The following is a 22,080-nucleotide window of genomic DNA, read 5'->3' on the forward strand; positions in this document are numbered from 1 at the left end:
TGTGTGTCGGGACCGGTGACGTGGTCCGTCCGGGCTGGTACGCCGGATGCATGCGGTATCCGGACGGGGGCGGGCTGACCGCCGAGCAGCGCAAGCGCCGGGAAGAGGTACGGATGCGGGCTGTTGACCTCTTCGACGAGGACGTGAAAGTCCCGTGCGTTGCCCGGGAGTTACGGGTGAGCGAGAAATCGGTCTACCAGTGGCGCCGCGCCTGGAAGGCGGGCGGATGCGGGGCGCTGCGTTCGAAGGGCCCCTCCGGCTACGACTGCCGCCTGGGCCCCCACCTGCAGGCCAAGCTCGCGATGTGGCTGGAGGAGGGGCCGGCCGCGCACGGCTGGAGTGAGGACCAGGTGTGGACCGCCTCGCGGGTCCGCACGCTGATCGGACGCAAGTTCCATCTCTCCTACAGCGTCTTCGGGGTGACCCGGCTGCTGCACCGTATGGGCTACAGCGTGCAGATGCCCGCCCGGCCCGCCGCCGAGCGCGACGAGGACGCGATCACCGTGTGGCGGGAGGTGACCTGGCAGGAGGTAAAACCCTGCGGGCGGCGACCGGCGCGTTCATCTGTTTCGAGGACGAAGCGGGCGTGACCGGCCGGCCGTCCAAGGGCCGCACCTGGGGTCGGCGCGGCATCACCCCGAGCGTCAAGGTGTCTGGCCGCAGTCGGGGGCGGCTCTCGGTGGCCGGGCTGCTGTGCTTCCGGCCGGGCCTTCCCGCCCGTCTGTGCTACCGGCTGCGTCGGCATACCGGCCGCAAGGGCGAGCGTCGCTCGCTGGGTGAGACGAACTACATCCGCCTGCTGGACGGCGCCCACCAACTGCTGAGGGCCCCGCTGATCGTGGTGTGGGACCGGCTGAGCACGCACATCTCCAAGACGATGCAGGCGCTCGTGGCCGAGCGGGACTGGCTGACGGTGGTCCTGCTGCCCGGGTATGCGCCCGAGCTCAACCCGGTGGAGGGCCTGTGGGCGCATATCAAGCGGAGCTTGGCCAACCTGGCCGTCCGCACCCTCAGCGAGCTGGAGACCCTGCTCCGCCAGCGGCTCAAGGCGATGCAGTACCGGCACACCATCCTCGGCGGATTCCTCGCCGGGACGGGCCTCGCACTCGACAGACCGGACGGACCCTCAATACGCCGAAGTCAGTAGCTCGTCGGCTGGATGTTCGCGTTGAGGCGGAACAGATTGCCCGGGTCGTACTTCGTCTTGACCGCCGACAGCCGTTCGTAGTTCCCGCCATAGCCTTCCCGCAGGAGCTGCTCGCCCTCTTCCAGGAAGCCGGGGAAGTTGAGGTAGATGCCCCCGGTGGAGAAGTGGCGCAGGTCGGCGAAGGTGTCGCGGACCCAGGTCAGGTTCCGCTCGGAGTCGGCCTGGTGGTCCCAGTTGCCCTCTATTCCGAAGAGGTAGGGCACGCCGCGGTTGGCGAAGGCGGTCGCCTGTTCGCCCACCCGTGCCATCGCGCCGCCCTGGTACCAGACGTCGATGGTCGAGTCGGGCGAGGGAGCCGCGGCGGTGTGCTGGGTCAGGCGCTCGATCAGCTTGTCGCTGAGCTCGGGTGCGTTCACGGACTTCCAGTAGTAGAGCCTGCCGTCCGGGTAGTCGTCGTCCAGGAACTTCTGTGCTTCGGTGTAGGCGGTGTGCTCGCTGAGGTCGCAGAGAGGTTCGGTGACCTCTCGGAGCGGCCGCAACGCGCGCCCCCCTACTTCGGCCGCGTCCTCACCGGCACCGGTGGACACGGCGAGGATGGCTACGAAGGGTTGTCCGTGCACCGCAGCCGGATACGCCTCGGCCTTCGGTATCCGGCCGAGGACGGCGAGAGGTGCCGCCTCCTCGGGCGCCTCCGCGACGTAGCGCTCGCAGGCCCTGAGCACCTCTCCCGCGCGTTCCAGGGGGTAGTACACGTGGCAGAGGAACACTTCGGGCCCCACGGGATGCAGGCGGTAGTCGAAAGCGGTCACGACGCCGAAGTTTCCGCCGCCCCCGCGGATCGCCCAGAAGAGGTCCTGGTTCTCGCTTCCGCTCGCGGTGAGCAGCTTCCCGTCGGCGGTGACCACCCTGGCGGAGATGAGGTTGTCGCAGCTCAGCCCGTACTTGCGTCGGAGCCAGCCCATGCCGCCCGACAGGGTGAGCCCGGCGATGCCGGTTGCCGAGACGACCCCCACGGGTGCGGCAAGCCCGTGTCGCTGGGTCGCGCGGTCGAGGTCTCCCAGGGTGCAGCCGCCTTGGGCGCGGGCGGTGGAACCCTCGGGGTCGACGTCGGTGTCCGTCATCTCCGAGAGGTCGACGACCAGTCCGCCGTCGCAGACGGCCTGTCCTGCCACTCCGTGCCCGCCGCCGCGCACAGCGAGCGGCAGCCCGTTGTCACGGGCAAAGTTCACCGAGGCGACCACGTCGTCGTCACCGCGGCACCGTGCCACGAGCGCCGGCCGCCGGTCGATCATGCCGTTCCACAGCGCTCGGGCCGGCTCGTAGTCCGGGTCCTGGGGCAGGATGAGGCGTCCGTTCAGCCGTGAGGCGAAGTGGTCCAGGAGCGGGCGCGGCAGACCGGGATCGACTGGCTTCCGGTGCTGCTCTCCGCTGATCGGCCCGCTCGATGCCGGATCCGCGCCGCGGGGGTACGTCTCGTTCATGGTGGTTGCCTCCCGTCTCTTCAGCATCACGCCGGGCGGAAGGCGACGCCATCGGGGACAGAGGAGGGCCCGGGCTGCTCAGGCCCTCGCAGCACAGGCAGCCGTCCGAGACCTGTGGGACGGTGTGAGTACGGGGGTGTGGGCGTGGGCTCTCCACGGAGACCGTTCCAGGAGGCCGGGCATGGGCGAAACAATCGAAACCGACACCGGCGGGATCTGGGTCGAGCGCCGGGGCGAGGGGCCCGACGTCCTGCTCATCGCGGGGCTCAGCGACCCCGCCGAGGCGTGGCAGGCACAGCTCGACGGGCTCTCCGACCGCTACCGTCTCACCGCCTACGACAACCGCGGCACCGGGCGCACGCCGCTGCCGGAGGGACCTGTGTCGGTGCCCGGGATGGCGGAGGACGCCGCCGCGGTGCTGCGCGCGCTGGAGATCCCGGCCGCCCATGTCATGGGCTTCTCGGGAGGCAGCCGCATCGCGCAGGAGCTGGCACTCAACCATCCCCGGCTCGTCCGCAGCCTCGTCCTGATGAGCACATGGGCCCGTCCCGACGCCTACTTCCGTTCGATGACGGACTTCTGGCACTGGATGGCCGAGCGAGCACCGAACGAGCGCGCCATGCAGGAGGCGTTCCTGCTGTGGATCTACACGCGGCGGGCGCACGACGACGGCACGGTCGACCGGATCATCGAGGAGACGCTGGCCTTCCCGCATCCGCAGTCCGTCGAAGCCTTCCAGCGCCAGCTCGCACCGTTCCGGACGCACGACACGCTCGACCGCCTGTCTGAGATCACCGCGCCGACACTGGTACTGGCCGGTGAACTGGACATCGCCGCGCCACCGCGCCTCGGGCGCGCGGTCGCCGAGAGGATCCCGGGTGCCAGGTTCGAGGTGCTGCCCGGCGAGGCCCACCAGCCATTCCAGGAGGTCCCCGACGCCTTCAACGCACGGGTCGACGCCTTCTGGCAGGAAGTCCAGATCCGGGGTTGAGGAACGCCCGGCGGCCGGATGCCGACCCTGCCGGTCGGTCCAACTGCCGGAGCCGCATCCGTATCGGCCTGGCCCCCGACTTCTTCCTCGTCATCGTCTCCGGGCTGGAGGCCCGAACCGCCCCCGTCTCCGTACGCGTCATCCCGCAGCCGCTCCAACAGCTGACCTGCCGGCCAAGCAGCAGCGTGACGGTCACGGGCATTACTGACTTCGGCGTATTGAGGGTCCGTCCGGTCTGTCGAGTGCGAGGCCCGTCCCGGCGAGGAATCCGCCGAGGATGGTGTGCCGGTACTGCATCGCCTTGAGCCGCTGGCGGAGCAGGGTCTCCAGCTCGCTGAGGGTGCGGACGGCCAGGTTGGCCAAGCTCCGCTTGATATGCGCCCACAGGCCCTCCACCGGGTTGAGCTCGGGCGCATACCCGGGCAGCAGGACCACCGTCAGCCAGTCCCGCTCGGCCACGAGCGCCTGCATCGTCTTGGAGATGTGCGTGCTCAGCCGGTCCCACACCACGATCAGCGGGGCCCTCAGCAGTTGGTGGGCGCCGTCCAGCAGGCGGATGTAGTTCGTCTCACCCGTCACTCATTCCGGTACTCCTCGGGCCGCACCGACGTGCCGTGCAACTGCCGGTTGGCGCGGCGTGGGCTGAACACCCACACCCTCATCAGAAGGAACCTCGCCGCGCTGGCCAGTGCGTTCACGCCGACCAATGCCAGGAGTTCGGCCGATCGGGAGGCGTGCGGAGCGGCCAGCCGCACCAGGGCCAGGGTTCCGGTGCTGAGCACCAGTCCGATGACGAAGGCGAGCCCGCCCTCGAGCTGGTGGCGCAGCGCGTCACGCGGGCCGGTCAGGCCGAAGGTCCAGCGACGGTTGGCAGCCGTGTTCGCGACAGTGGTGACCAGCAGCGCCAGTGCATTGGCGGCCAGCGCGGGCGTCAACTGCCTCAGCAGCAGGTACAGCAGCAGGTAGGCGACGGTGGAGCAGACGCCGATCACCACGAAGCGGGACAACTGCCCGCGCACCCCGGTGGTGATACGGGGCCGCTTCCGCGGCGGCACCGGCACCTCGGCCGACCCGGACAGCGTCCGGCGCAGTACTCGGACCATCCCCCGCAGGTCGTCCACCGCGGTCCGGACGATGGCGACCCGGCTGCCAGGGTCGTCCACCCGGTCCACCGGCACCTCATGGACCCGCAACCCGCTGCGCTCGGCGAGCAGCAGGAGCTCGGTGTCGAAGAACCACGCCTCGTCCTCGACACCGGCCGGCAGCGCCTGGGCGAATGGCCGTTCGGGCTCTTTGTGGCCTGCGTCGTGTTCCCCGTAATGCCCCGCTCGATCGGGTGCGGTTGCGGTGCAACCGCGGGTCCACTTCACAGCTCCTGCCAGGCGGCTTCGGGCCGCCTGGAGCTTGCCAACGCCTGCCACTGGCGGATGTGCGGCACGCCGTCGAGCCCTCATCGGGAAAACCGACAAGGGCTCATGAACGATCGAGGCTGGCCTCACGCTGTCAGTCCTTGGGGATGTGGACCACACACGTAGAGGTCGCGAGCGGATTGCGTTGCACACATACGAACAGTGCGCTCCACCGGCTGCTGCTGTTGACGGCGCCCGCAGCTACCGCCGTGCTGCACGACGGATCAGCGAGCCCCGAGAGAGACCCCTCGGGCCAACCAGCCACACGCGTTCCGCTCTCTATCTTATCGATACAGGCCGCGGGTGGATTGTATCGCTTGACTTCCCGTATGAATTCCAGATATTGGGAATCCTTGAGCGAGCCGTTTAGCTCGTCCAGCCTTTTCGTCGCCTCGGTCCGCTCCTTCTGCGACGCCTTCGAGTCCCGGAGTATCACCAGCGCTTCGGTGTTCTTTTCCACGATCTTCGGGGGAGACTCGGGACGCTTTCCAGTCGGCGGAGGCGTCGTGGTGGTCGGCGGCGGAGGTGGCGTCGTCGGAGGCGGAGGTGGCGTCGTCGGAGGCGGAGGTGGCGTGGTGGTCGGAGGCGGAGGTGGCGTCGTCGGAGGCGGATCGCAGAAACTCGGTACAACGATGCACACGATATCGTCAATACCGCCTAGCCAGTCCCCAAACGGGTCTAGAAAGCTCATGTATTGCTGCGGCAACGGTTTTTCACCGGGGCTGAAAGCCTCAAGCACATTGCCCGCTATCTTCTCGTACGCGGCCCGGTCCGGTTGCGGTATCGCAGAAACCTGGCTTATTTCCAGGGCGTCGTTGACCCCCGTCAGAGCGCTCGTGTACACGGCCCGGTCCTCGGGCTTCGTCTGCGGGTCTTCGATTGCGTCCAGCGTCCTGGACAGGATCTTCTCCAGCTGCTGCTTCTCCTTCTCCGGGAGGTTCGTTTCCCGTATCCCCTCCGCTGCTGCCTGGCCCAGCGCTTCGGGCTCCGCCGGTTCGTCAGTCCCCGGCGGCGGTTCTTGCGTCTGTGTCGGCGGCGGGGGCTCTTGCGTCTCTGCCGGCGGCGGGGGCTCTTGCGTCTCTGCCGGCGGCGGGGGCTCTTGCGTCTCTGCCGGCGGCGGGGGCTCTTGCGTCTCTGCCGGCGGCGGGGGCTCTTGCGTCTCTGCCGGCGGCGGGGGCTCTTGCGTCTCTGCCGGCGGCGGGGGTGGGGGTGTGGGTTGGGCAGGTGCTGCCTTTGCTTGAGCGGGGGCATCAGGCGCCGCCACAGCAGTAGCCAGCCCTGTCGGCAGTGCGAGCGCGGAGCTCAAGCAGGAGGCCCCAATAATGCAGGAGATTCGTCGCCGGGCGGATTTGGGCATGATGACTCCAAGCGGGATGTGATGGGGGGCTATCCCTGCGGACTCAGCCCTTGAGGCGGTCCAAGGCAACCGGAGATCCATAGCTCAACGGCGCTTAGGTGTCACTCCACTCACTATCAGCCCCCTCGCTGCATCGGGCAACTCGAACACCATTGAAGACCCGCCCTCTTGAAGTCGCCGGTCCTGGGGCTGGCGTGAATCGTTGGTTGTGTCCTCGCTCTTCACACGTCCGCAGTGGCCTTCCGCACAGTCCAAGCAGCAGATGACGATGCATCTGGACATCGAGGTGAATGATCTGTCATCAGCCGTCGAGCGTGCCGTTGCTCTGCGTGCGACTGTGGCGGACTTCCTGTGCGACCCGGGGGCCACCCGTTCTGCCTCTTTGTGCGTACCGGCTCGGGCGCCTGACGGGTTGAGTCTGCGGTAGCTGATGAGGGCTGCGGCAATGGCGAGGAAGTGCTCGGCCTTGCGTTCATAGCGGCGGTGCAGGCGTCGGCATCCGACCAGCCAGGACACCGTCCTGTCCACGACCCAGCGGTGGCGGCCAAGTTGCTGAGAGGGCATTCGATTTGGGTAGTTCGCCTCGTATGCCCTAGCAGGTGCCTCGCCAGGTGGGTGTGGTCTCGTCCGTTATGCGCTTGGCGAGGTTATCGATCGATGCGATGTGGATCATGGCTTCGGAGCTGGCGGGGAGGGTCTCGTAGTCGCGGACCAGGCGTCGGCGGAGCATGATCCATCCCAGACTTCGCTCGACGACCCAGCGCCTTTTGACGACGTGGAAGCCGCGGATGTCGGGGTTTCTGTCGACGACTTCGACGTCGATTCCGAGGTTGGCGCCGTGCTCGACGACGGCGTTCTTGAAGCCGGTGTCGACCCAGCTCTTGGAAATGGTGGGGTAGGTCGTTTTGGCCTGGTCGAGTAGTCGTATACCTACGGCATTTTCCGACAGGCTTGCGGCGGTGACGGTCACGGCGAGGAGCAGGCCGAGCGTGTCGGTGATGATGCCTCTCTTGCGTCCGACGATCTTCTTGCCAGCGTCCGTTCCCTGGCCGGTCAGGGGCACGTTGGTGGAGGTTTTCACGCTCTGGGTGTCGATCACGGATGCGGTCGGTTCGGGCCTGCGCCCTTCTTTCACGCGGGCCAGGCTGGTCAGGTCGCAGTTGAGCTGGGCGAGGATTCCTTCGTCGCGCCAGGCGGCGTAGCAGGCGGTAGACGGTGCCGTGGTTCGGGAAGTCGTGCGGGAGGTATTTCCACGGGATTCCCGTGCGGTTGACGTAGAGGAGTGCATCGAAGACGTCGCGCAGTTCGACCTGGGCCGGCTGGCCGGTGGGTCTGCGATCGAGTCGGGCTTTCCTCCAGGCGGATAAGGTCGGTTCGATCAACGCCCATCGGGCGTCGGACAGGTCGCTGGGGTACGGCTTCCGCTGGCTCACGAAAGGGCTCCTACACGAACAGCCCCACTGACGGCGTTACTTGATCAGTAGGGCGTTTCTGTGACGTCCATAGACCAGACGGAATCTGGGTGCGAGAAACGGAGCAAATGGGCGCAGAAGTCGGAGCCTGGGAGGCCGTGAAGCTGCATGTAGGGCGCAAACCACTTCAAAGAGACCAAGCCGTAAGAGCGACGTAACACCGCAAGACATAACTAAATGCCCACTGAGAGGACGCGATGTCTTTGCGGGCGATGCGATGACGGATGCCCCGCTTGCAAAGCCATCGGCGCAGGCCACCACGCTGTGAGGGTGCGTCCCGCTCACGGCCACGGCTTGCGGCGCAGGCCGTAACGTCCGCACTCCCGGCGGCAGTTGGTAGTTCATGCCAAAGAAGACCAGCCCTGCCGGGGGCGCTGAGAGGGTTGTGTACCAGTCCAGTCTGCAGCTGTCCACGCCCCACTTTGGCCCTCCTCGGCGACCTGCTGCGCGGCCATGTGAAGAAGATCCGCTCGCGGTGGCGGAAGCTGCCGCCCGGGCAGATCGCCACGATCGTCCTCGCTCCTCCTGCGTCAGGCTTGGCCTACACTCCTGTGCCGCCTGCCGGGCCTGCCGCGTCGCCACTGTCATTTCGTCGCGGAGGTCAACGAAGAGCTTGCGGCAGAAGGTTGGAGTGGGCCCGCCCTTTGGCGAACTGGTGATGGTTGGCCGTGTCGCGCAGGTGGTCGGTGGTGCGAGCTGCGCCAGGCGCAGGGCCTCCTGGCTTCGGGATTTGGACGAGGCTGGCTGTACCCCTTTTCGGTAACGCGGTCCGCGGTCTGCCTGAGCTGCGTCTTCACCGGCATGCGCAAGCTCGGCCGTCGCGGCGGAACGAACAAACGGCGACTTCGCCGAGGCCCTGGTCTCTTCACCCAAGAGGCATCGGCCATCCGGGTGCCGAGGAATCTGATGCTCGACGCGCCCCGTGCCAGGCACAGGGGGCTCCGGTCTCTGAAAGTGCCGGCTGCAGACGCTGCCCGCATCATGATGTTGTGTATGACACGCACAGGGAATCGGTCGCTGTGTCGATCGTGGTGCCCATCTTCAACGAAGAGGAGGCCCTGCCTGTTCTGGCGGCGCGGCTCCGACCGGTACTGGACGGGTGCGGCCTACCATACGAGGTCCTCGCCGTCGATGACGGCTCGGCCGACGGGACTCCTCGTCTGCTGGAAGATCTCCGCACCGACTGGCCCCAGCTGCGCATCGTGACCCTACGGCGAAACAGCGGCCACCAAGCCGCTCTCACCGCCGGATTGCACCGTGCCCGCGGCGCCTATGTGATCAGTATCGACGCGGATCTCCAGGACCCGCCGGAACTCATTCCCGAAATGCTGGCCACGGCCCGGGCTGACCGTCTGGACGTCGTCTATGCCGTCCGTATCAACCGCTCCGCCGACACCGGGTTCAAACGACGAACAGCCGCCGCCTACTACTGGCTCATGCGCCGCCTGGCAGGCTCCTTCGTCCCCGCTCAGGCCGGGGACTTCCGCCTTCTGTCCCGCCCTGTCGTGGAAACCCTCAAAACCCTCCCCGACCGGCAGCAGACCTATCGTCTGCTCATCCCCTGGCTCGGCTTCCCCGGTGGCCAGATCACGTACCAGCGCGAAGAGCGAGTGGCTGGAACCACCAAATACCCCTTGCACAGAATGCTCCTGTTGGCATTTGACAGCATCACCAGCTTCTCGGCGGCCCCGCTGCGCCTGGCCACGGCGCTCGGCGCCTGCAGTTTCTTCGTCTGCCTCGCATTCCTTATCTTGACCCTTATCGTCTACGCCACGGGAAACACCCTGCCCGGCTGGACCTCCTTGATCACCACCATGCTGTTCTTCGGCGCTGTTCAGCTCTTCTGCTTGGGAATGCTCGGCGAGTACGTGGCCCGTATCTACACTGCCGTCCAAGCCCGGCCCGCCTATTTCGTCGCTCGCGACACAGACGAGGAACAGCAGTAGAGATCGTTTCCTGTGCGGTGAGCCGGTTCGGGGCAACCATTGCCAGCAAGACCGGTTACACCAGCACCCCGGCGAAGAACATAGCCCCCAGAAAAGCGTACTGAATCGAGCAAACAGCCAACAATGACACCTGAATCCATCGGGGCATGCACCTGACCAGTATGAGACCGACAAACATCTGCGCATTATTGCGATACCAGGACAATTTCGCGCCGGCGAAGAACGGCAGCATGAAGATCGCCACCGTCAGGATCAAGGCGGCCCACTCCTCGACCTCGAGCCGACGCTTCCAAATAAGTCGAACTGCGGCCGTCATCAATATGAGCAGTATGAAAGCGATATTCAGCCAGAGCTGGGGCCTGTGCGCGGCGAGACTGTGCTCCACCAGCCACGGTGGGTGCCCTTCCGGCCTGTACCCGTCACTGAACGGAACGTTGTAGGCCTGCCTCATCTCGTCGAAGGGTTGACGTAGATCGCCTTGCCCGTAGCCGTATTGCTGCATGGTCTCGTACGCGTCCCAGCGGCCGGTGCCCTGCCACATGAGCCATTTGGCCCAGAGCACGCCACAGCCGGCGAGAACCGCCGACATCCCGGCCTTCGCGAACCGTACCGGCCACGCGTCCTTTTGCCATGCGAAGAGCGCGCTCAACAGGAGCATACCGGCAGCGACAGCGCCGACAAGATGACAGGAGGCCGCCACGAAACCACCAGCGGCAGCAATTCCCCAGGAGCCCCCCTTCAGTCCGGCGATACAGACGAGCAGCGCCAACGTTCCGATGGCGATCGGGAACATTGCGTGGAAGTAGATACCGCCCGGGAATACCGCACCAATGGCGAGGGTGAGGCCCGTGGCCCAGGTGAGCCGGGCGCCGAGCAACCACCACAGCACCGCGAACATGCCGAGCAGAGACATTTCAGTGACGACAACAGCGGATATCTCGTGGGAAAGTCCGGTGGCGGAAAGCACCCGGACCGAAATGGGGTACCAGGGGAACCAGGCCACATTTCCGCACATGACGTCGGGAAAGTTCGCGTAGCGTTCCCGACACCGAAACATCTCGTAGCCGGTCTTGGCTATGGAGAGGTAGTGTTCAGAATCCCAGCGACGGCGACCGTTCGTGGACCAATAAGCCACTTTGGATCCATCGCCGGCGATCGATGCTTCCGCGACCAGCCAGGCGATGAGGTTCGTGGTCAGCCATGCGACGACGGGCGGCAGCAGGCCATGACGCCAATCGCGGCGCGTCGGCCGGGTGAGTTGCAGGAGTGCGGAATCAGGCATCCGGCATCATCCCGATCACCGGCTGACCGTCGGCGCCGCACACTGACCCGGCCTCGTGTCGATACGGGAGCGCACGCACACGAGGAATTCGATCATCTCCAGCTCCGCGATCGTTTGTCAGACGGGCAACCTGGCAGCCCGCATCCTGGCCGCAGCCGGCGGCAGAGCCGCGACTGGCTGCGGGCCTGTCAAAACCACCGGTACGGGGCCGTACTTCGCGATCAGTTTGACGAACGCCTCGCGGGACTGCATCCGCAGGGGCTGTGAGTTCCCGATCTAGGGCCTGTTACGAAAGTCGGTCTTGCCTCTCCCGGGTGTAGCCGTCCCGAGTGGTTCGGCTTGCTGTCAGTGGCCCGGTCTAGGGTGCCGATCATGACTCCTCATGCTGAAAAGAGCCTGCTCTTGGGGCTCGGCCGTGTTGTTGTCCTTGTTGACGACCCCGATGCAGCCCTGGCCTTCTACCGCGGCGCTCTCGGTTTCTGTGTCCTGCACGACCAGGTGGCAGATGGTTATCGCTACTTGCATATCGGAGTGCCCGGCCAGGAGGCGGTCGGCCTCTGGCTCATGACCGCCACGAGCGACCGGGAACGCAAGCTGATCGGCAAGCAGTGCGGTGGTCAGCCTCTGCTCGTCCTGTACACCGCCGACCTGGATACGGTCCGCGAACACCTGCTCGGGCACGGGGTGCGGGTATGGAACGAACGGGAAGACGCCGACAGCCGGTCGCTGCACCTGGCCGACTTGTACGGGAACGTGATCATCGTGGCGCAGGTGCGCGACCCGGCAGTGTGATGCTGACGGTCACAGCCATTCGTTGATGACGGCGATCAGCACCGTCGCCTCGTAGCGGACGGCCAGCTTGATGCCCCTATGGATGTCAAGCAGCAGTTGGTGGGGGGGCCACTGTGCTTCTGGGCGGGACGATCATCTGGTAGATCTCGCGTGCGACGTAGCGTTTGAGGCAGCGGATGGCTTCGCGACGGGTCTTCCCCTCGCTGACGCGCCGCTCCACGTAGTTGCGGGTGCGGGTGTCCCAGCGCAGGCGGGCCAGGACAATGGTGTAGAGAGCGGAGTTGGCTTGTCGGTCGCCACCGCGGTTGAGTCTGCGACGCTGGGTCTTGCCTGAGGACGCCTCCACCGGGCTGACGCCGCAGAGCGCGGCGAAGGATGCTTCAGTGCCCATCCGGTCCGGGTTGTCGCCGGTGAGCTGCTCCGAGTTTCGTAGAGTCCGGTGATCTTGTTTCAGGCGGACTGCGGGGTGGCTTCCTGTTGTCGCCACCAGTCGCGTTCGTACTCGGCGGGCGGTACGTAGTCGAGGGCGGAGTGAAGACGTTCCTCGTTGTACCACGTGACCCACTGGAAGATCGCCCGCTCGACCTGGTCGAAGTCCTTCCAGGGGCCCTGCATCTCGATCAGCTCGGCCTTGAAGGTGCCGTTGAGTGCCTCGGCCATCGCGTTGTCGTAGCTGTCCGCGACGGAGCCGACCGAGGCAGCGGCGCCGATGTCGGCGAGCCGGTCGGTGTACCGAATGGAGACGTATTGCGAGCCGCGGTCGCCGTGGTGGATGAGGCCGGAGTCCTTCTTGAATTTTCCGTCTCCACAGCGCCATCTCCAGGGCCTCCAGCGGAAGTTCCGGCCGCATGTGATTCGCGACCTGCCAGCCGACGATCGTCCGCGAGAAGACGTCCAGAACGAACGCCACATACGCCCAGCCCAACCAGGTCCGCACATAGGTCATGTCCGCCACCCATAGCTGGTCGGGCCGGCTGGCGGTGAAGTCGCGGTCGACGAGGTCTGGCGGGCGGGGCGCCGCGGGCTCGGGCACGGTCGTGCGGCGCCGCTGGCCTCGGATGACGCCCTCCAGGCCCAGCTCGGCCATCAGCCGCTCGACGATGCAGCGCGCCACCATCACACCCTTGCGCCGAAGCGCGCGGGTGATCCGCCGGGCCCCATAGGTGCCGCCGGAGTCGGCATGGACCTGTTCGATCAGCGGCATGAGCTGCTCATCGCGCAGTCGGCGGGCCGACTTCGGCCGCTTCTTGCGGGCGAAGTATGTCGACGGCGACAGCTCCAGCACCCGGCAGACGGGATCGACCCCGAGGCCTCGTTCACGCAAGTGGTCGATCACTTGCTCGGCCTCGTCCGGGGACGGTCGATCTCCTGGGCACGCTGGCGGCTTTCAGAATCTCGTTCGCCCGCTTCAACTCCGCCACTTCCTTGCGGAGTTGCTTCAGTTCCTCGCGTTCGGCGGTGGTCAGCCGGTCGTCCCGTTCCCCGGTGTCGGCCTCGGCCTGGCGGACCCATTGCCGCAGGGCTTCTTTGTGGATGCCGAGGTCCCGGGCGACATGCGCGACCGGGCGGCCGGTGGTGCGGACCTCGCGGACGGCGCGTTCGCGGAGCTCGTCCGGGTACTTACGTGGTGCTGGCACAGCTCGTGGTTCTCCTTCGGGCCAGGATCATAAGCCTGGCTTCAGGGGCTCCACGAAACCGGGGTCAGCTCACACACCCGCCTCAACCAGCTCTGCGCGTCCAACCCCCACCTGCCCACCGCGAGGAGCGCCTGCCCCGACCTGCTGACCCGCGACGTTGTGATCTATCCGGAATCCGTCGCCCTCGCCCGCGCACTCGCCACCCTGCCGCACCGGCCACATCGCACCACCGACGACGTCCTCACCCACATCGCCCACCGGCTCGGCCTCACTCGTCTATCCCCCAGCGCACACGACCCACTCCGCGTCTTCCACACCCACACGCCACTGACCGGAAGCATCACCGGTCAGACCGCGGCGGGCCAGCGTCGCGTCACGCAGCCTCAGCTGCCGACGGTGCGGCCTGTCTGCGCCCACTGGCCGTCCTGAGTGGCTCCGAAGCTGAGCCGCCACGGCTTGTGCCCCTCAGCTTCGCAGTCGGCCCAAAGCCTGATCGTCGCGTTCTGGTACTGCCCCCGCCAGCGTTCCTCACCATCGACGCCTTCGTACCAGGTCGGCTTTACGGAAGGGTCAAGGGCGAGCCGGGTGCGGTCACCTGCTTCCAGCGGGAACGGCGTGACAGTCCGACCGAGTTGGTCGGCGCCGTCGACTCCGGGCCGGAATCGGTAAGGGCCCCAGATGATCTGTGCGATCTCGTCGGGCGTCGGGCCGCCGCCGAGGCTGGGCACCCGGGAACGGTCGAAGTCGTCCCGAACTGTGAGTCGTATGCTGAGTCGGCCCAGTTGAGCCGGACCGTCGAAGCGGACGTAGAGCAACCCGTCCGACTGCTCTAGTTTCAGGCGAAGCTGCGGAGTCAGCGCGTTGTGCCAGCGGTCCCGTTCGATCTGAGCAACGGACGCCGCGGTGTCGTTTGCCTGACGTGAGGCCTTCCAAGCGCCGAAAGCGGCGAGTCCGCTGAATGCGGCTGACACGGCAGCAACGGATGTGTCTGTGATGCCCATGGGGGACTGTAGCCCAGATGGAGCAGTTGCCATTGGACGCATCACTACACCCGCAGGAAAACAAAGATCATTCCCACGCAACTGCAGGACCGCAAGCCAACCACCCGAACAACCAAACCGAACACGTCAGCAGGCCGCGCCCAGCACCCCCAGACCCGACCGCTCCCCCGAATCCAACTCCCAACCAAAAGACAGGACACCAGAACAGATCCGCCCAGCCCCGGAAGATCACTGCTCCGTCACACTCGTACAGCCGTCGCCCCAACAGGTGGACGCCGACCTCTCGTACCTCGGCGGTGGCGAATCGAAAGACCACCTCGTCGGGCGCCGCCCAGCCGAAGTCGCCGTCCGGCCCGACGATGTAGCCGTCGAGTGAGACGCTCATCGAATAGGTCACCCTGTGCATCAGCAGTCGGCACTCCCCCGCCGCGGTCCACTCGCTTTCCGGAATGCCTCGCCCACAGATGGACGCATTGGGCTTCAATTTCACAATTGATGATGATATAGGCCTGTCCAATGTTCCGCGCTCGAACGGAGAACGCCCCCCATGCGCATCCGCAAGCTCCTGACCGTAACCGCCATGGCTGCCGCAGCAGTCCTCGGCAGCATTGGCCCAGCCACCGCCGAGGACGAAGAGAACAGCGGCAGCATCGTTCAATCCGCTTCCGGGAGTGACCAGCCAGAGCATGTCGGACATGAAATGCCGAGCTCGTTGCCTGAGCACGGCGTGAATCGAATCGGGGGCATTTCCGACCAACGCCAGATTCCGGCCGCAGAGAGTCCTGACCAAGATGCAGGCGGAGGCCTGCTCAGCAGGCTGTTCGGCTGAGCGAATGGCGCGGAGCTCTGACCTGCGCCCGGCGCACCCTTGATGTTTGTGGGCGCCGTCATGCCTGCGTTCACCGCGCGGGTTGCCTGAAGTAGTGAGAAGTCCGGCCGTCGGGATCGTCGGCGTTGCCGTGCCGGGCGCTCACCCTGGTGCCGCACCCGCCGCACTTCAGGGGAGTCACACAGCGCGGGTGCGGCTGACGGTCGGTCTCGGACCGGTCGTACTGGTCGCCCAGAGCGCCCTTGGCCCGCGGGATGCGCACCCCTCGCTGCCTCTTCGCCACACACCTGTCCCCGTCAGCGGTTCACCCTTCAGCGCAGGGAACCCGAAGGTCTGGCTGCTGTAACACGCGGAGATCACCAGCCGATCGACCTGCACAGAGAGCCTCACCCCGCAGTTTCGGGGTGAGGCCCTCTTGCGTGTCAGGGATCTCTCCCCAGCCGCGCACGTGGTGCTACCCGAGCAGCACCGCGTTCCACACGACCCAGATCGGGGTCAGTGGGAGGAAGACGCGGGGAACGCCGGCGTGTGGGCCGACCGTGCCCGCCGGGTTTTGATGTCGCGGTAGCAGTACGCCGCGATGGTCAGGACAACTGCCGCGTAGGCGAGCAGCTGGACGCTGAAGGGGACTGGCGGGGGCTCGATCACAGCAATCACGAGGAGTACGGCGACGAACGACATGTTCGCGTACCCCGTCCCGCGTGTCAGGCCTCCGGAGCGCGGGGTGTGTGCTGCCGTCAACACCCAGGTGCCCACCAGGGGGAAGAGGAACCGTAGGAGGGGTGCCAGGGGGACCACGAACATGGCGAGTGAGCACAGGAGGCCGAACCACGTCGCGACCTGTGTCCGTGCCGGCCGGTCGCCAGAGGCAGGGCGGGGGTCCGGGGCAGGCAGGGGGTCGGCGTCGGCGGCTTCTTGGTGTCCCGGCCGCGGAATCTGCACGTGGTGTTCGGCGATCATGGTCGTGATGGCTGGCGGGAGCCATTGGGCGGTTGTCTGGGCGGAGTTGGTGAGTCCCTGGAGGATGCGGGCCACGACGGGGCGGTCGCCGGGGTCTTTGGCCAGGCAGCGTCTCACCAGGTCTGCCAGGTGGGCGGGCAGGCCGGTCAGGTCGGGTTCGTCGTGGACGATGCGGTAGAGGATCGCTTCGGCCTGGCCGTTGCCGAACGGGCTGCGGCCTGTGGCGGCGAACGCCAGGACGAGTCCGAGCGAGAACACGTCGCTGGGTTGGCCGATCTCGTCGCCGCGTGCCTGTTCGGGGGACATAAACGAGGGGGTGCCGACCACGGCGCGGGAGAGGGTGTGGGAGGTGGCGTCCAGCGCGCGGGTGATGCCGAAGTCGATGACGCGAGGGCCGTCTTCGGCGAGGATCACGTTCGAGGGTTTGAGGTCACGGTGCACCAGGCCGCAGGCATGGATCGCGGCGAGCCCTTCGGCCAGTCCCGCTCCCAGTACGGTGATCGTTTCCGTGGGCAGCGGGCCGTGCGTCGCGACGGCCTGGTGCAGGGACGGGCCAGGGATGTAGAGGGATGTAGGCGGTGACCAGCCACGGCGGGTCGACATCAGGGTCGGCGTCGACTGACTGGGCGGTGTAGAACCCGCCGACCCGGCGTGCGGCGTCGGCTTCCTGGGCGAACCGGCGCCGAAACCCGGCATCGTCGGCCAGTTCGGGCCGCACCACCTTGGACGGCGACCGGGCGTCCGCCGGGAGAGCGCCCCAGGAACACCTGCCCCGTCCCGCCGCCTAGTGCTGTGACCGGGAAGGTTCGCCGGGTTGATGGTCGGGGCGGCTGGATGGGTGGTGACGTTCGTTTCGACCGCTGGAGGTGTGGTGGCCGAGCTTGTGTGGGTGCGCAGACTGACCGGTCAGGAGGGGCAGAAGCTGCAGCAGATCGTGCGCCGGGGAAGTACCAGCTCGGTGCGCTACCGGCGGGCGATGATGCTGCTGGCGTCCGCCGGCGGGAACTGCGTCCCGGTGATCGCGCAGCTGGTGCAGGCCGATGAGGACACGGTGCGGGATGTGATCCACCGGTTCGACGAGATCGGCCTCGCCTGTCTGGACGCTCGATGGGCAGGAGGCCGTCCCCGCCTGCTCACCCCTGACGACGAGGACTTCGTCGTCCAGACGGCCACCACCCGCCCCAACAAGCTCGGCCAGCTCTTCACCCGCTGGTCGATCCGTAAACTCGCCGCCTGCCTGCGGCGCGTGCACGGACGCGTCATCCGCATCGGCCGGGAAGCCTTACGATGCCTGCTGTCGCGCCGCGGCATCACCTTCCAGCGCACCAAGACCTGGAAGGAGTCCCCAGATCCCGAGCGTGACGCCGAGCTCGACCGGATCGAGCAGGTGCTGGGGCGCTTCCCTGGCCGGGTGTTCGCCTACGACGAGTTCGGGCCGCTGGGGATCCGGCCCACCGCGGGCTCTTGCTGGGCGAAACAGGGCAGGCCCGACCGGCTGCCGGCGACCTACCGCCGCACCCACGGCGTCACCTACTTCCACGGCTGCTACTCCGTCGGCGACGACCGTCTGTAGTGCGTCAACCGCCGCCGCAAAGGCACCGCCGACACCCTGGCGGCGCTGAAGCCGATCCGCGCCGCCCGACCCGACGGCGCCCCGATCTACATAATCTTGGACAACCTCTCCGCCCACACCGGTGCGGACATCCGCCGCTGGGCGAAGAAGAACAAGGTCGAGCTGTGCTTCACCCCGACCTACGCCTCCTGGGCCAACCCGATCGAGGCCCACTTCGGACCGCTGCGGCAGTTCACCCTGGCCGGCTCCCACCATCGCAGCCATCCCGGGCAGACCCGGGCGCTGCACCGCTGCCTGCGCCGGCGCAACGCCAACGCCCGCCACCCCGACGTGCTCGCCGCACAACGCCGAGAGCATGCCCGCATCCGCAGCGAGAAAGGCATCCGCTGGGGCGGACGTGCCAGATGCCCGGCGGCGTGAAGGACCGGCAACCGGCACAGCCCACTCCCCAACACGGACCGCGAGGAGCTCTGCATGGACCATCAGGACGTCGACGCCGCCGTGGCAGAAATGCTGCGGGTGCTTGGCCCCCATACCGCCGAGGACTGGACGGTGCCGGCGGGGCCGCTCGAATGGACCTGCTGGCAAACAGCAGCCCACATCGGCCATGACCTGCTGGCCTACGCAGGACAGCTGGCAGCACAGCCCGCCGACGCCTACCTTCCCATCGACCTGAACGTTCGCCCCACTGCCTCGCCGGCCGAAGTACTCCAGGCCGTCACCGCCTGCGGCGGACTGCTCAGCAGCGCCCTGGCCACAGCCAATCCGACCCTGAGGGCCTGGCACTGGGGCCCGTGCGACCCCGAAGGGTTCGCGGCGATGGGCGTCGCCGAAACCCTGCTGCACACCTACGACATCACGCAGGGACTGTCCGTGGACTGGCTGCCGCCAGCACCGCTGAGCGCAGCAGTACTCAACCGGCTTTTCCCCGCCGCCCCGCCCGGAGACCCCACTCAGGTACTCCTTTGGTGCACCGGCCGCGGAGAACTCGACGGCCTCCCTGGCCAAACCTCATGGAGGTGGGAAGCAGCACGACCAGGCTGATCGAGCTGACCCCGGCGAACGTTCCCGGTCACAGCACCAGACACCAGAAGACCCAAGGCTGTTTGACCAAGTCAGAGGCCTGTCAGGCAAGATCTGCCGATGGCACAGAAATGACATGTAGTCACTGGCACTCAAAGGGCACTTCACATGACGGTGGTGCCCTCGTGCTGGCAGAGCCGGTGCCGATAGGCAAACCCCGTGGGTGTCGGCGCTCATGTCCCTGCCCGGCTTCCGCACCGGCGACGCCCTCGCCTGAGCTGTCCTGACCGCAGCAGCACTCCAGCGGGTCACGCCGTTTCGGCGAGCGAGATGGCTTCGCTGGGGCAGCAGTCGATGACGTCCTGGGCGGCCTCGACCGCCTCGGCGTCGGCGAGTTCGGCCACGAGCAGGGTGGCGCGGCCGTCGGCGGCGAGCTGGAAGTGCGTAGGGTCCATCGCCGCGCACAGCCCCGCACCGGCGCAGACCTTTCGGTCCAGCCGCAGGGTTGCCTTCATGGATGCGTCACTCCTTGCTGTTGAGGTGCACGGGCAGGGACTCGAGGCTGCGCAGTAGCCAGCTCTCGCCGTAGCGGAGGTCCGAGCGCGGCACCGCGAGCGAGAGGTCGGGGAACCTCTCGAAGACCGCGGGCACCGCGATCCGGGTCTCCAAGCGGGCGAGCGCGGCGCCCAGGCAGTTGTGCAATCCGTGACCGAGCCCCAGGTGGCGCGCATCGCCGTTGCGGGTGATGTCGAGGCGGTCCGGGTGAGCGAAATACGCAGGATCCCGGTTGGCGGACTGGAGCGCGGCGATCACGGTCGAGCCCGCGGGGATCCGGGTGCCGGCGACCTCCACGTCCTCCTTGGTGAACCGGATCAGCGCGACGGTCAGGGCCCCGTCGTAGCGCAGGAACTCCTCCACCGCGGTGTCGGCGAGCTGCGGCTCGGCCCTGAGCAGGTCGCGCTGGTCGGGATGGTCGAGCAGGGCGAGGACACCGGAGCCGATCAGGTTCCTGGTGGTGTCCAGACCGACCATGATCATCAGGGCGACGAGGGCGACCAGTTCGTCCTCGTCCAGGCGGTCGTCGCCGTCGCGGGCGTCGATGAACGTGGTTGTCAGGTCGTCGCCCGGGTTGCGGCGCTTTTCGGTGATGACCTCCCGGCCGTAGTCGACGATCTCCTGGTAGGCCTTGGTGGACTCGTCGGTGTGTTCCGGGTCGACGTGCAGCGCCCGCTCGATCGCGTGCAAGATCTCCTTGAACCGGTCCAGCGGGATGCCGAGGACCCGACCGATGACCTCGGCCGGGACGATGCTCGCGAACTCCATGACGTCCGGCTGTTCCATGCGCTGCATACGGTCAAGCGCGGACTGCACGATCTGCTCGGTCGGCTCCTTCCAGGTGGCGGTGCGCCGCGGGGTGAACGCACCCATCGCCAGTTTCCGTACCCGGGTGTGATCCGGCGGGTCGAGCACGGAGAGGATCTGCTCGATGACCGTGCCGGTACCGAAGGCCATCCCCGCCTTCTTGAAGTCCTCGGTCGCCCAGCGGGGGGCGTCGCTGCTGAAACGGTTGTGGTCACCGAGGATGGCGCGGACGTCTTCGTACCGCGTCACGAGCCACATCGGCAGGTTGCCGACGGGAAAGGTCAAGGGGTGCACCGGCGAGTTCTCCCGAAGCCAGGTGAACGCCGGATAGGGATTCTGGAAGTACTCGCCGGTGAAGAGGGGCGGCGGCGACAGGATCGGCGCGGTCATGAACGGTCTCCTTGTGCTCCTTGTGCTCCTTGTGCAGCTGAAGCGGGCGTGGTGAGGCGCCCGGGGCGATGCCCCCGGTGCTCAGAGGAAGTCGTTGTCGGGCTCGAGGCCGATCAGCACACGCCCGTGCACCTCGAGGCTGCCGAGCGGGGTGAGCAGTCCGTGCAACGAGAGACCTTCGATGTCCCGGTGCACCCGCTGGAACGGGGCGGTGCGCTTGATGATGGAGGCTCCGCTGATCGCATGCAGCGTCTCCACGGCCTCCTTCGCCAGCTGCACGGCGTATCCGATCTCGCCACGAGTGGCGGCCTTGTCGGCGAGTGGCAGCTGCTCGCCCGCGTCGGCGGCCCTCTGCATCCGCTCCACCCAGCCGGCTGTGAGCGCCTCGGCTGCGGTGATCTTGTTGGCGGCGAGGCCCACCTGGATCTGAGTATGGGGGTGTTCGCGCTGGTCCGCCCAGTGGGTGTAGGGGATGGCCTTGCCCGGCAGCGACTTGAGGAAGATCTCCAGGGCGGCCTTGGCCAGGCCGACGTAGACCGGAGCGGACAGCGCCATCACGTAGGACGTCAGTCCGTAATTGCGGCCGGTGGCACCGGTGTTGGAACGTTCACCGACCGTGCCCTCGAGCACCTCGATGCCGTCCACGACCCGGTGCTCGGGCACGAACAGATCCGTGACGGTCGTCGTCGAGCTGCCGGTGCCCGCGGCGGCGGTGACGTCCCAGTCGTCTAGGATCGTCACGTCCGACGCCCGGACGATGCCGAAGACCTCCTCGTGCTCCCCGTCCGAGCGCTCCACCAGGGCCGCGTAGATGTTCCAGTCGGCGCCGCGGATGCCGGTGTTGAACCGCCAGCTGCCGTTGAAGATGTATCCCCCCTCGGTACGGGCGGCCGTGCCGGTGGGGGTGAAGGCGCCGGAGATACGCACGGAGCCGTTCGCGAAGATCTCCTCCTGGGCCTTGTCCGGGTACTGGGAGGCGATCCAGGCGCTGGAGATCCAGGCGCAGTTCACCCACCCCGTGGAGCCGCAGCCGCGGGCGATCTCGGTGACGATGGCCACCTGGTCGGCCAGCGGCAGATCGAAGCCACCGAACCGCCGCGGCACGGCGACCTTGTACGCCCCGGCCTTGTCCAGGATCTCGGTGTTCTCGTCCGGAATCCAGCCGCGCGCGTCGGCCTCGACTCCGTTGTTGCGCAGCGTTTCCACCGCTGCGCGTACGTCTTCGAGTATGGATTCTGCCTCGATGCTGATCGCGGCCATTTCTTCTCCTCGGGCATCACGGCTATGGCTCGTCTTTTCGCCGACCACATTAGGTTCGATGGGTCCCGGTGCCCTCAATGCCGGTTCATGGAACGGTAATCGGAGCCGTACGGCTCCCGATGTGCGGGCAATTTCCGGTGAGTGAACGGTCGATGATTCCCGGATCGA

Annotated in this window: 20 protein-coding genes and 6 pseudogenes; 10 read left to right on the plus strand and 16 right to left on the minus strand. The window is 67.0% G+C overall.

The genetic code is table 11. The features are described from left to right. Nucleotides 1–50 precede the first annotated feature (50 nt). Together QQY66_RS49315 and QQY66_RS49320 are read left to right on the plus strand one after the other, a co-directional pair. Nucleotides 51–590 carry a winged helix-turn-helix domain-containing protein gene (locus QQY66_RS49315; protein WP_301987882.1) on the plus strand — a complete coding sequence of 180 codons (540 nt, stop codon included), beginning with the start codon at nucleotides 51–53 and terminating at the stop codon, nucleotides 588–590. Next, nucleotides 587–1,147, plus strand: a complete 561-nt coding sequence (locus tag QQY66_RS49320) for a transposase (RefSeq protein ID WP_301987883.1) — start codon at nucleotides 587–589, stop codon at nucleotides 1,145–1,147. The genes QQY66_RS49315 and QQY66_RS49320 overlap by 4 nt, the downstream gene beginning before the upstream one ends. Here the strand turns inward: QQY66_RS49320 and QQY66_RS49325 are convergent. Beyond that, nucleotides 1,141–2,628 (minus strand): FAD-binding oxidoreductase, encoded by a 1,488-nt coding sequence (locus QQY66_RS49325; protein WP_301987884.1) that lies wholly within the window; start codon nucleotides 2,626–2,628, stop codon nucleotides 1,141–1,143. The genes QQY66_RS49320 and QQY66_RS49325 overlap by 7 nt on opposite strands. Nucleotides 2,629–2,809: 181 nt before the next feature. Here QQY66_RS49325 and QQY66_RS49330 point away from each other — a divergent pair, with 181 nt between their 5' ends. Further along, nucleotides 2,810–3,619 carry an alpha/beta fold hydrolase gene (locus QQY66_RS49330; protein ID WP_301987885.1) on the plus strand — a complete coding sequence of 270 codons (810 nt, stop codon included), beginning with the start codon at nucleotides 2,810–2,812 and terminating at the stop codon, nucleotides 3,617–3,619. 201 nt (nucleotides 3,620–3,820) lie between these two features. On the opposite strand, the gene QQY66_RS49335 is transcribed toward QQY66_RS49330, so the two are convergent. The 3 genes from QQY66_RS49335 to QQY66_RS49345 form a co-directional block, all read right to left on the minus strand. Next, nucleotides 3,821–4,198, minus strand: a complete 378-nt coding sequence (locus QQY66_RS49335) for a transposase (protein WP_301987886.1) — start codon at nucleotides 4,196–4,198, stop codon at nucleotides 3,821–3,823. After that, the gene (locus tag QQY66_RS49340; RefSeq protein ID WP_301987887.1) at nucleotides 4,195–4,989 is read right to left on the minus strand and encodes a GtrA family protein; all 795 of its coding nucleotides are present in this window, start codon (nucleotides 4,987–4,989) and stop codon (nucleotides 4,195–4,197) included. Before QQY66_RS49340 ends, QQY66_RS49335 begins: the two co-directional genes overlap by 4 nt. Nucleotides 4,990–5,122: 133 nt before the next feature. Next, on the minus strand, nucleotides 5,123–5,872 hold the full coding sequence (locus QQY66_RS49345) for a hypothetical protein (RefSeq protein ID WP_301987888.1): 750 nt from the start codon (nucleotides 5,870–5,872) through the stop codon (nucleotides 5,123–5,125). 781 nt (nucleotides 5,873–6,653) lie between these two features. On the opposite strand from QQY66_RS49345, the gene QQY66_RS49350 reads away from it, so the two are divergent. Then, nucleotides 6,654–6,812, plus strand: a complete 159-nt coding sequence (locus QQY66_RS49350; protein ID WP_301988015.1) for a hypothetical protein — start codon at nucleotides 6,654–6,656, stop codon at nucleotides 6,810–6,812. Nucleotides 6,813–6,847: 35 nt separating this feature from the next. Here the strand turns inward: QQY66_RS49350 and QQY66_RS49355 are convergent. Both QQY66_RS49355 and QQY66_RS49360 read right to left on the minus strand, forming a co-directional pair. Further along, nucleotides 6,848–6,943: pseudogene (locus QQY66_RS49355) on the minus strand (IS5/IS1182 family transposase); the annotation flags it as partial. A gap of 34 nt (nucleotides 6,944–6,977) precedes the next feature. Next, nucleotides 6,978–7,818 (minus strand): annotated as a pseudogene (locus QQY66_RS49360) (IS5 family transposase). A gap of 1,028 nt (nucleotides 7,819–8,846) precedes the next feature. On the opposite strand from QQY66_RS49360, the gene QQY66_RS49365 reads away from it, so the two are divergent. Next, nucleotides 8,847–9,803: a glycosyltransferase family 2 protein gene (locus tag QQY66_RS49365; RefSeq protein ID WP_301987889.1), complete on the plus strand. Its 957-nt coding sequence runs from the start codon at nucleotides 8,847–8,849 to the stop codon at nucleotides 9,801–9,803. Between the two features lie 55 nt (nucleotides 9,804–9,858). Here QQY66_RS49365 and QQY66_RS49370 read toward each other — a convergent pair whose 3' ends face one another. Then, nucleotides 9,859–11,085, minus strand: coding sequence for a hypothetical protein (locus tag QQY66_RS49370; RefSeq protein WP_301987890.1), 1,227 nt, complete (start codon nucleotides 11,083–11,085; stop codon nucleotides 9,859–9,861). Nucleotides 11,086–11,457: 372 nt separating this feature from the next. Here QQY66_RS49370 and QQY66_RS49375 point away from each other — a divergent pair, with 372 nt between their 5' ends. Further along, nucleotides 11,458–11,877 (plus strand): VOC family protein, encoded by a 420-nt coding sequence (locus QQY66_RS49375; RefSeq protein ID WP_301987891.1) that lies wholly within the window; start codon nucleotides 11,458–11,460, stop codon nucleotides 11,875–11,877. Between the two features lie 85 nt (nucleotides 11,878–11,962). Here QQY66_RS49375 and QQY66_RS49380 read toward each other — a convergent pair. Both QQY66_RS49380 and QQY66_RS49385 read right to left on the minus strand, forming a co-directional pair. Continuing rightward, a pseudogene (locus tag QQY66_RS49380) lies at nucleotides 11,963–12,286 on the minus strand (transposase); the annotation flags it as partial. A gap of 41 nt (nucleotides 12,287–12,327) precedes the next feature. Next, nucleotides 12,328–13,514: pseudogene (locus QQY66_RS49385) on the minus strand (IS3 family transposase). A 159-nt stretch (nucleotides 13,515–13,673) separates the two neighbouring features. Between QQY66_RS49385 and QQY66_RS49390 the strand changes: the two are divergent. Then, on the plus strand, nucleotides 13,674–13,943 hold the full coding sequence (locus QQY66_RS49390; protein ID WP_301987892.1) for a hypothetical protein: 270 nt from the start codon (nucleotides 13,674–13,676) through the stop codon (nucleotides 13,941–13,943). Here QQY66_RS49390 and QQY66_RS49395 read toward each other — a convergent pair. Next, nucleotides 13,898–14,485 (minus strand): hypothetical protein, encoded by a 588-nt coding sequence (locus tag QQY66_RS49395; protein ID WP_301987893.1) that lies wholly within the window; start codon nucleotides 14,483–14,485, stop codon nucleotides 13,898–13,900. The genes QQY66_RS49390 and QQY66_RS49395 overlap by 46 nt on opposite strands. A 274-nt stretch (nucleotides 14,486–14,759) precedes the next feature. After that, nucleotides 14,760–14,921: pseudogene (locus tag QQY66_RS49400) on the minus strand (dihydrofolate reductase); the annotation flags it as partial. Between the two features lie 141 nt (nucleotides 14,922–15,062). On the opposite strand from QQY66_RS49400, the gene QQY66_RS49405 reads away from it, so the two are divergent. Further along, complete coding sequence (locus tag QQY66_RS49405) at nucleotides 15,063–15,344, plus strand: hypothetical protein (protein WP_301988023.1); 282 nt, start codon at nucleotides 15,063–15,065, stop codon at nucleotides 15,342–15,344. A 70-nt stretch (nucleotides 15,345–15,414) separates the two neighbouring features. Here the strand turns inward: QQY66_RS49405 and QQY66_RS49410 are convergent, their stop codons facing one another. Together QQY66_RS49410 and QQY66_RS49415 are read right to left on the minus strand one after the other, a co-directional pair. Next, the gene (locus QQY66_RS49410) at nucleotides 15,415–15,627 is read right to left on the minus strand and encodes a hypothetical protein (RefSeq protein WP_301987894.1); all 213 of its coding nucleotides are present in this window, start codon (nucleotides 15,625–15,627) and stop codon (nucleotides 15,415–15,417) included. Between the two features lie 212 nt (nucleotides 15,628–15,839). Next, complete coding sequence (locus QQY66_RS49415) at nucleotides 15,840–16,907, minus strand: serine/threonine-protein kinase (protein WP_301987895.1); 1,068 nt, start codon at nucleotides 16,905–16,907, stop codon at nucleotides 15,840–15,842. Nucleotides 16,908–17,175: 268 nt separating this feature from the next. On the opposite strand from QQY66_RS49415, the pseudogene QQY66_RS49420 reads away from it, so the two are divergent. Both QQY66_RS49420 and QQY66_RS49425 read left to right on the plus strand, forming a co-directional pair. Then, nucleotides 17,176–18,297 (plus strand): annotated as a pseudogene (locus tag QQY66_RS49420) (IS630 family transposase). 54 nt (nucleotides 18,298–18,351) lie between these two features. Further along, nucleotides 18,352–18,921: a maleylpyruvate isomerase N-terminal domain-containing protein gene (locus tag QQY66_RS49425; protein WP_301987896.1), complete on the plus strand. Its 570-nt coding sequence runs from the start codon at nucleotides 18,352–18,354 to the stop codon at nucleotides 18,919–18,921. Between the two features lie 287 nt (nucleotides 18,922–19,208). On the opposite strand, the gene QQY66_RS49430 is transcribed toward QQY66_RS49425, so the two are convergent. The 3 genes from QQY66_RS49430 to QQY66_RS49440 form a co-directional block, all read right to left on the minus strand. Beyond that, entirely contained in the window at nucleotides 19,209–19,415 is a 207-nt protein-coding gene (locus QQY66_RS49430; protein WP_301987897.1) for a ferredoxin, read from the minus strand. 7 nt (nucleotides 19,416–19,422) lie between these two features. Beyond that, a complete protein-coding gene (locus QQY66_RS49435) occupies nucleotides 19,423–20,652 on the minus strand; it encodes a cytochrome P450 (RefSeq protein WP_301987898.1) in 1,230 nt (409 codons plus the stop codon). Between the two features lie 81 nt (nucleotides 20,653–20,733). Next, entirely contained in the window at nucleotides 20,734–21,912 is a 1,179-nt protein-coding gene (locus tag QQY66_RS49440; RefSeq protein WP_301987899.1) for an acyl-CoA dehydrogenase family protein, read from the minus strand. Nucleotides 21,913–22,080 lie beyond the last annotated feature (168 nt).

Source organism: Streptomyces sp. DG2A-72, assembly GCF_030499575.1.
Taxonomy (GTDB): Bacteria; Actinomycetota; Actinomycetes; order Streptomycetales; family Streptomycetaceae; genus Streptomyces.

What these genes read in the sequence shown, in the direction of transcription:
- QQY66_RS49325 (WP_301987884.1), bottom strand. Translation starts at nt 2,628, where the DNA reads ATGAACGAGACGTACCCCCGCGGCGCGGATCCGGCATCGAGCGGGCCG.
- QQY66_RS49430 (WP_301987897.1), bottom strand. Translation starts at nt 19,415, where the DNA reads ATGAAGGCAACCCTGCGGCTGGACCGAAAGGTCTGCGCCGGTGCGGGG.
- QQY66_RS49425 (WP_301987896.1), top strand. Translation starts at nt 18,352, where the DNA reads ATGGACCATCAGGACGTCGACGCCGCCGTGGCAGAAATGCTGCGGGTG.
- QQY66_RS49415 (WP_301987895.1), bottom strand. Translation starts at nt 16,907, where the DNA reads ATGTCGACCCGCCGTGGCTGGTCACCGCCTACATCCCTCTACATCCCT.
- QQY66_RS49405 (WP_301988023.1), top strand. Translation starts at nt 15,063, where the DNA reads ATGCGCATCCGCAAGCTCCTGACCGTAACCGCCATGGCTGCCGCAGCA.
- QQY66_RS49375 (WP_301987891.1), top strand. Translation starts at nt 11,458, where the DNA reads ATGACTCCTCATGCTGAAAAGAGCCTGCTCTTGGGGCTCGGCCGTGTT.
- QQY66_RS49370 (WP_301987890.1), bottom strand. Translation starts at nt 11,085, where the DNA reads ATGCCTGATTCCGCACTCCTGCAACTCACCCGGCCGACGCGCCGCGAT.
- QQY66_RS49330 (WP_301987885.1), top strand. Translation starts at nt 2,810, where the DNA reads ATGGGCGAAACAATCGAAACCGACACCGGCGGGATCTGGGTCGAGCGC.
- QQY66_RS49315 (WP_301987882.1), top strand. Translation starts at nt 51, where the DNA reads ATGCGGTATCCGGACGGGGGCGGGCTGACCGCCGAGCAGCGCAAGCGC.
- QQY66_RS49435 (WP_301987898.1), bottom strand. Translation starts at nt 20,652, where the DNA reads ATGACCGCGCCGATCCTGTCGCCGCCGCCCCTCTTCACCGGCGAGTAC.
- QQY66_RS49350 (WP_301988015.1), top strand. Translation starts at nt 6,654, where the DNA reads ATGCATCTGGACATCGAGGTGAATGATCTGTCATCAGCCGTCGAGCGT.
- QQY66_RS49440 (WP_301987899.1), bottom strand. Translation starts at nt 21,912, where the DNA reads ATGGCCGCGATCAGCATCGAGGCAGAATCCATACTCGAAGACGTACGC.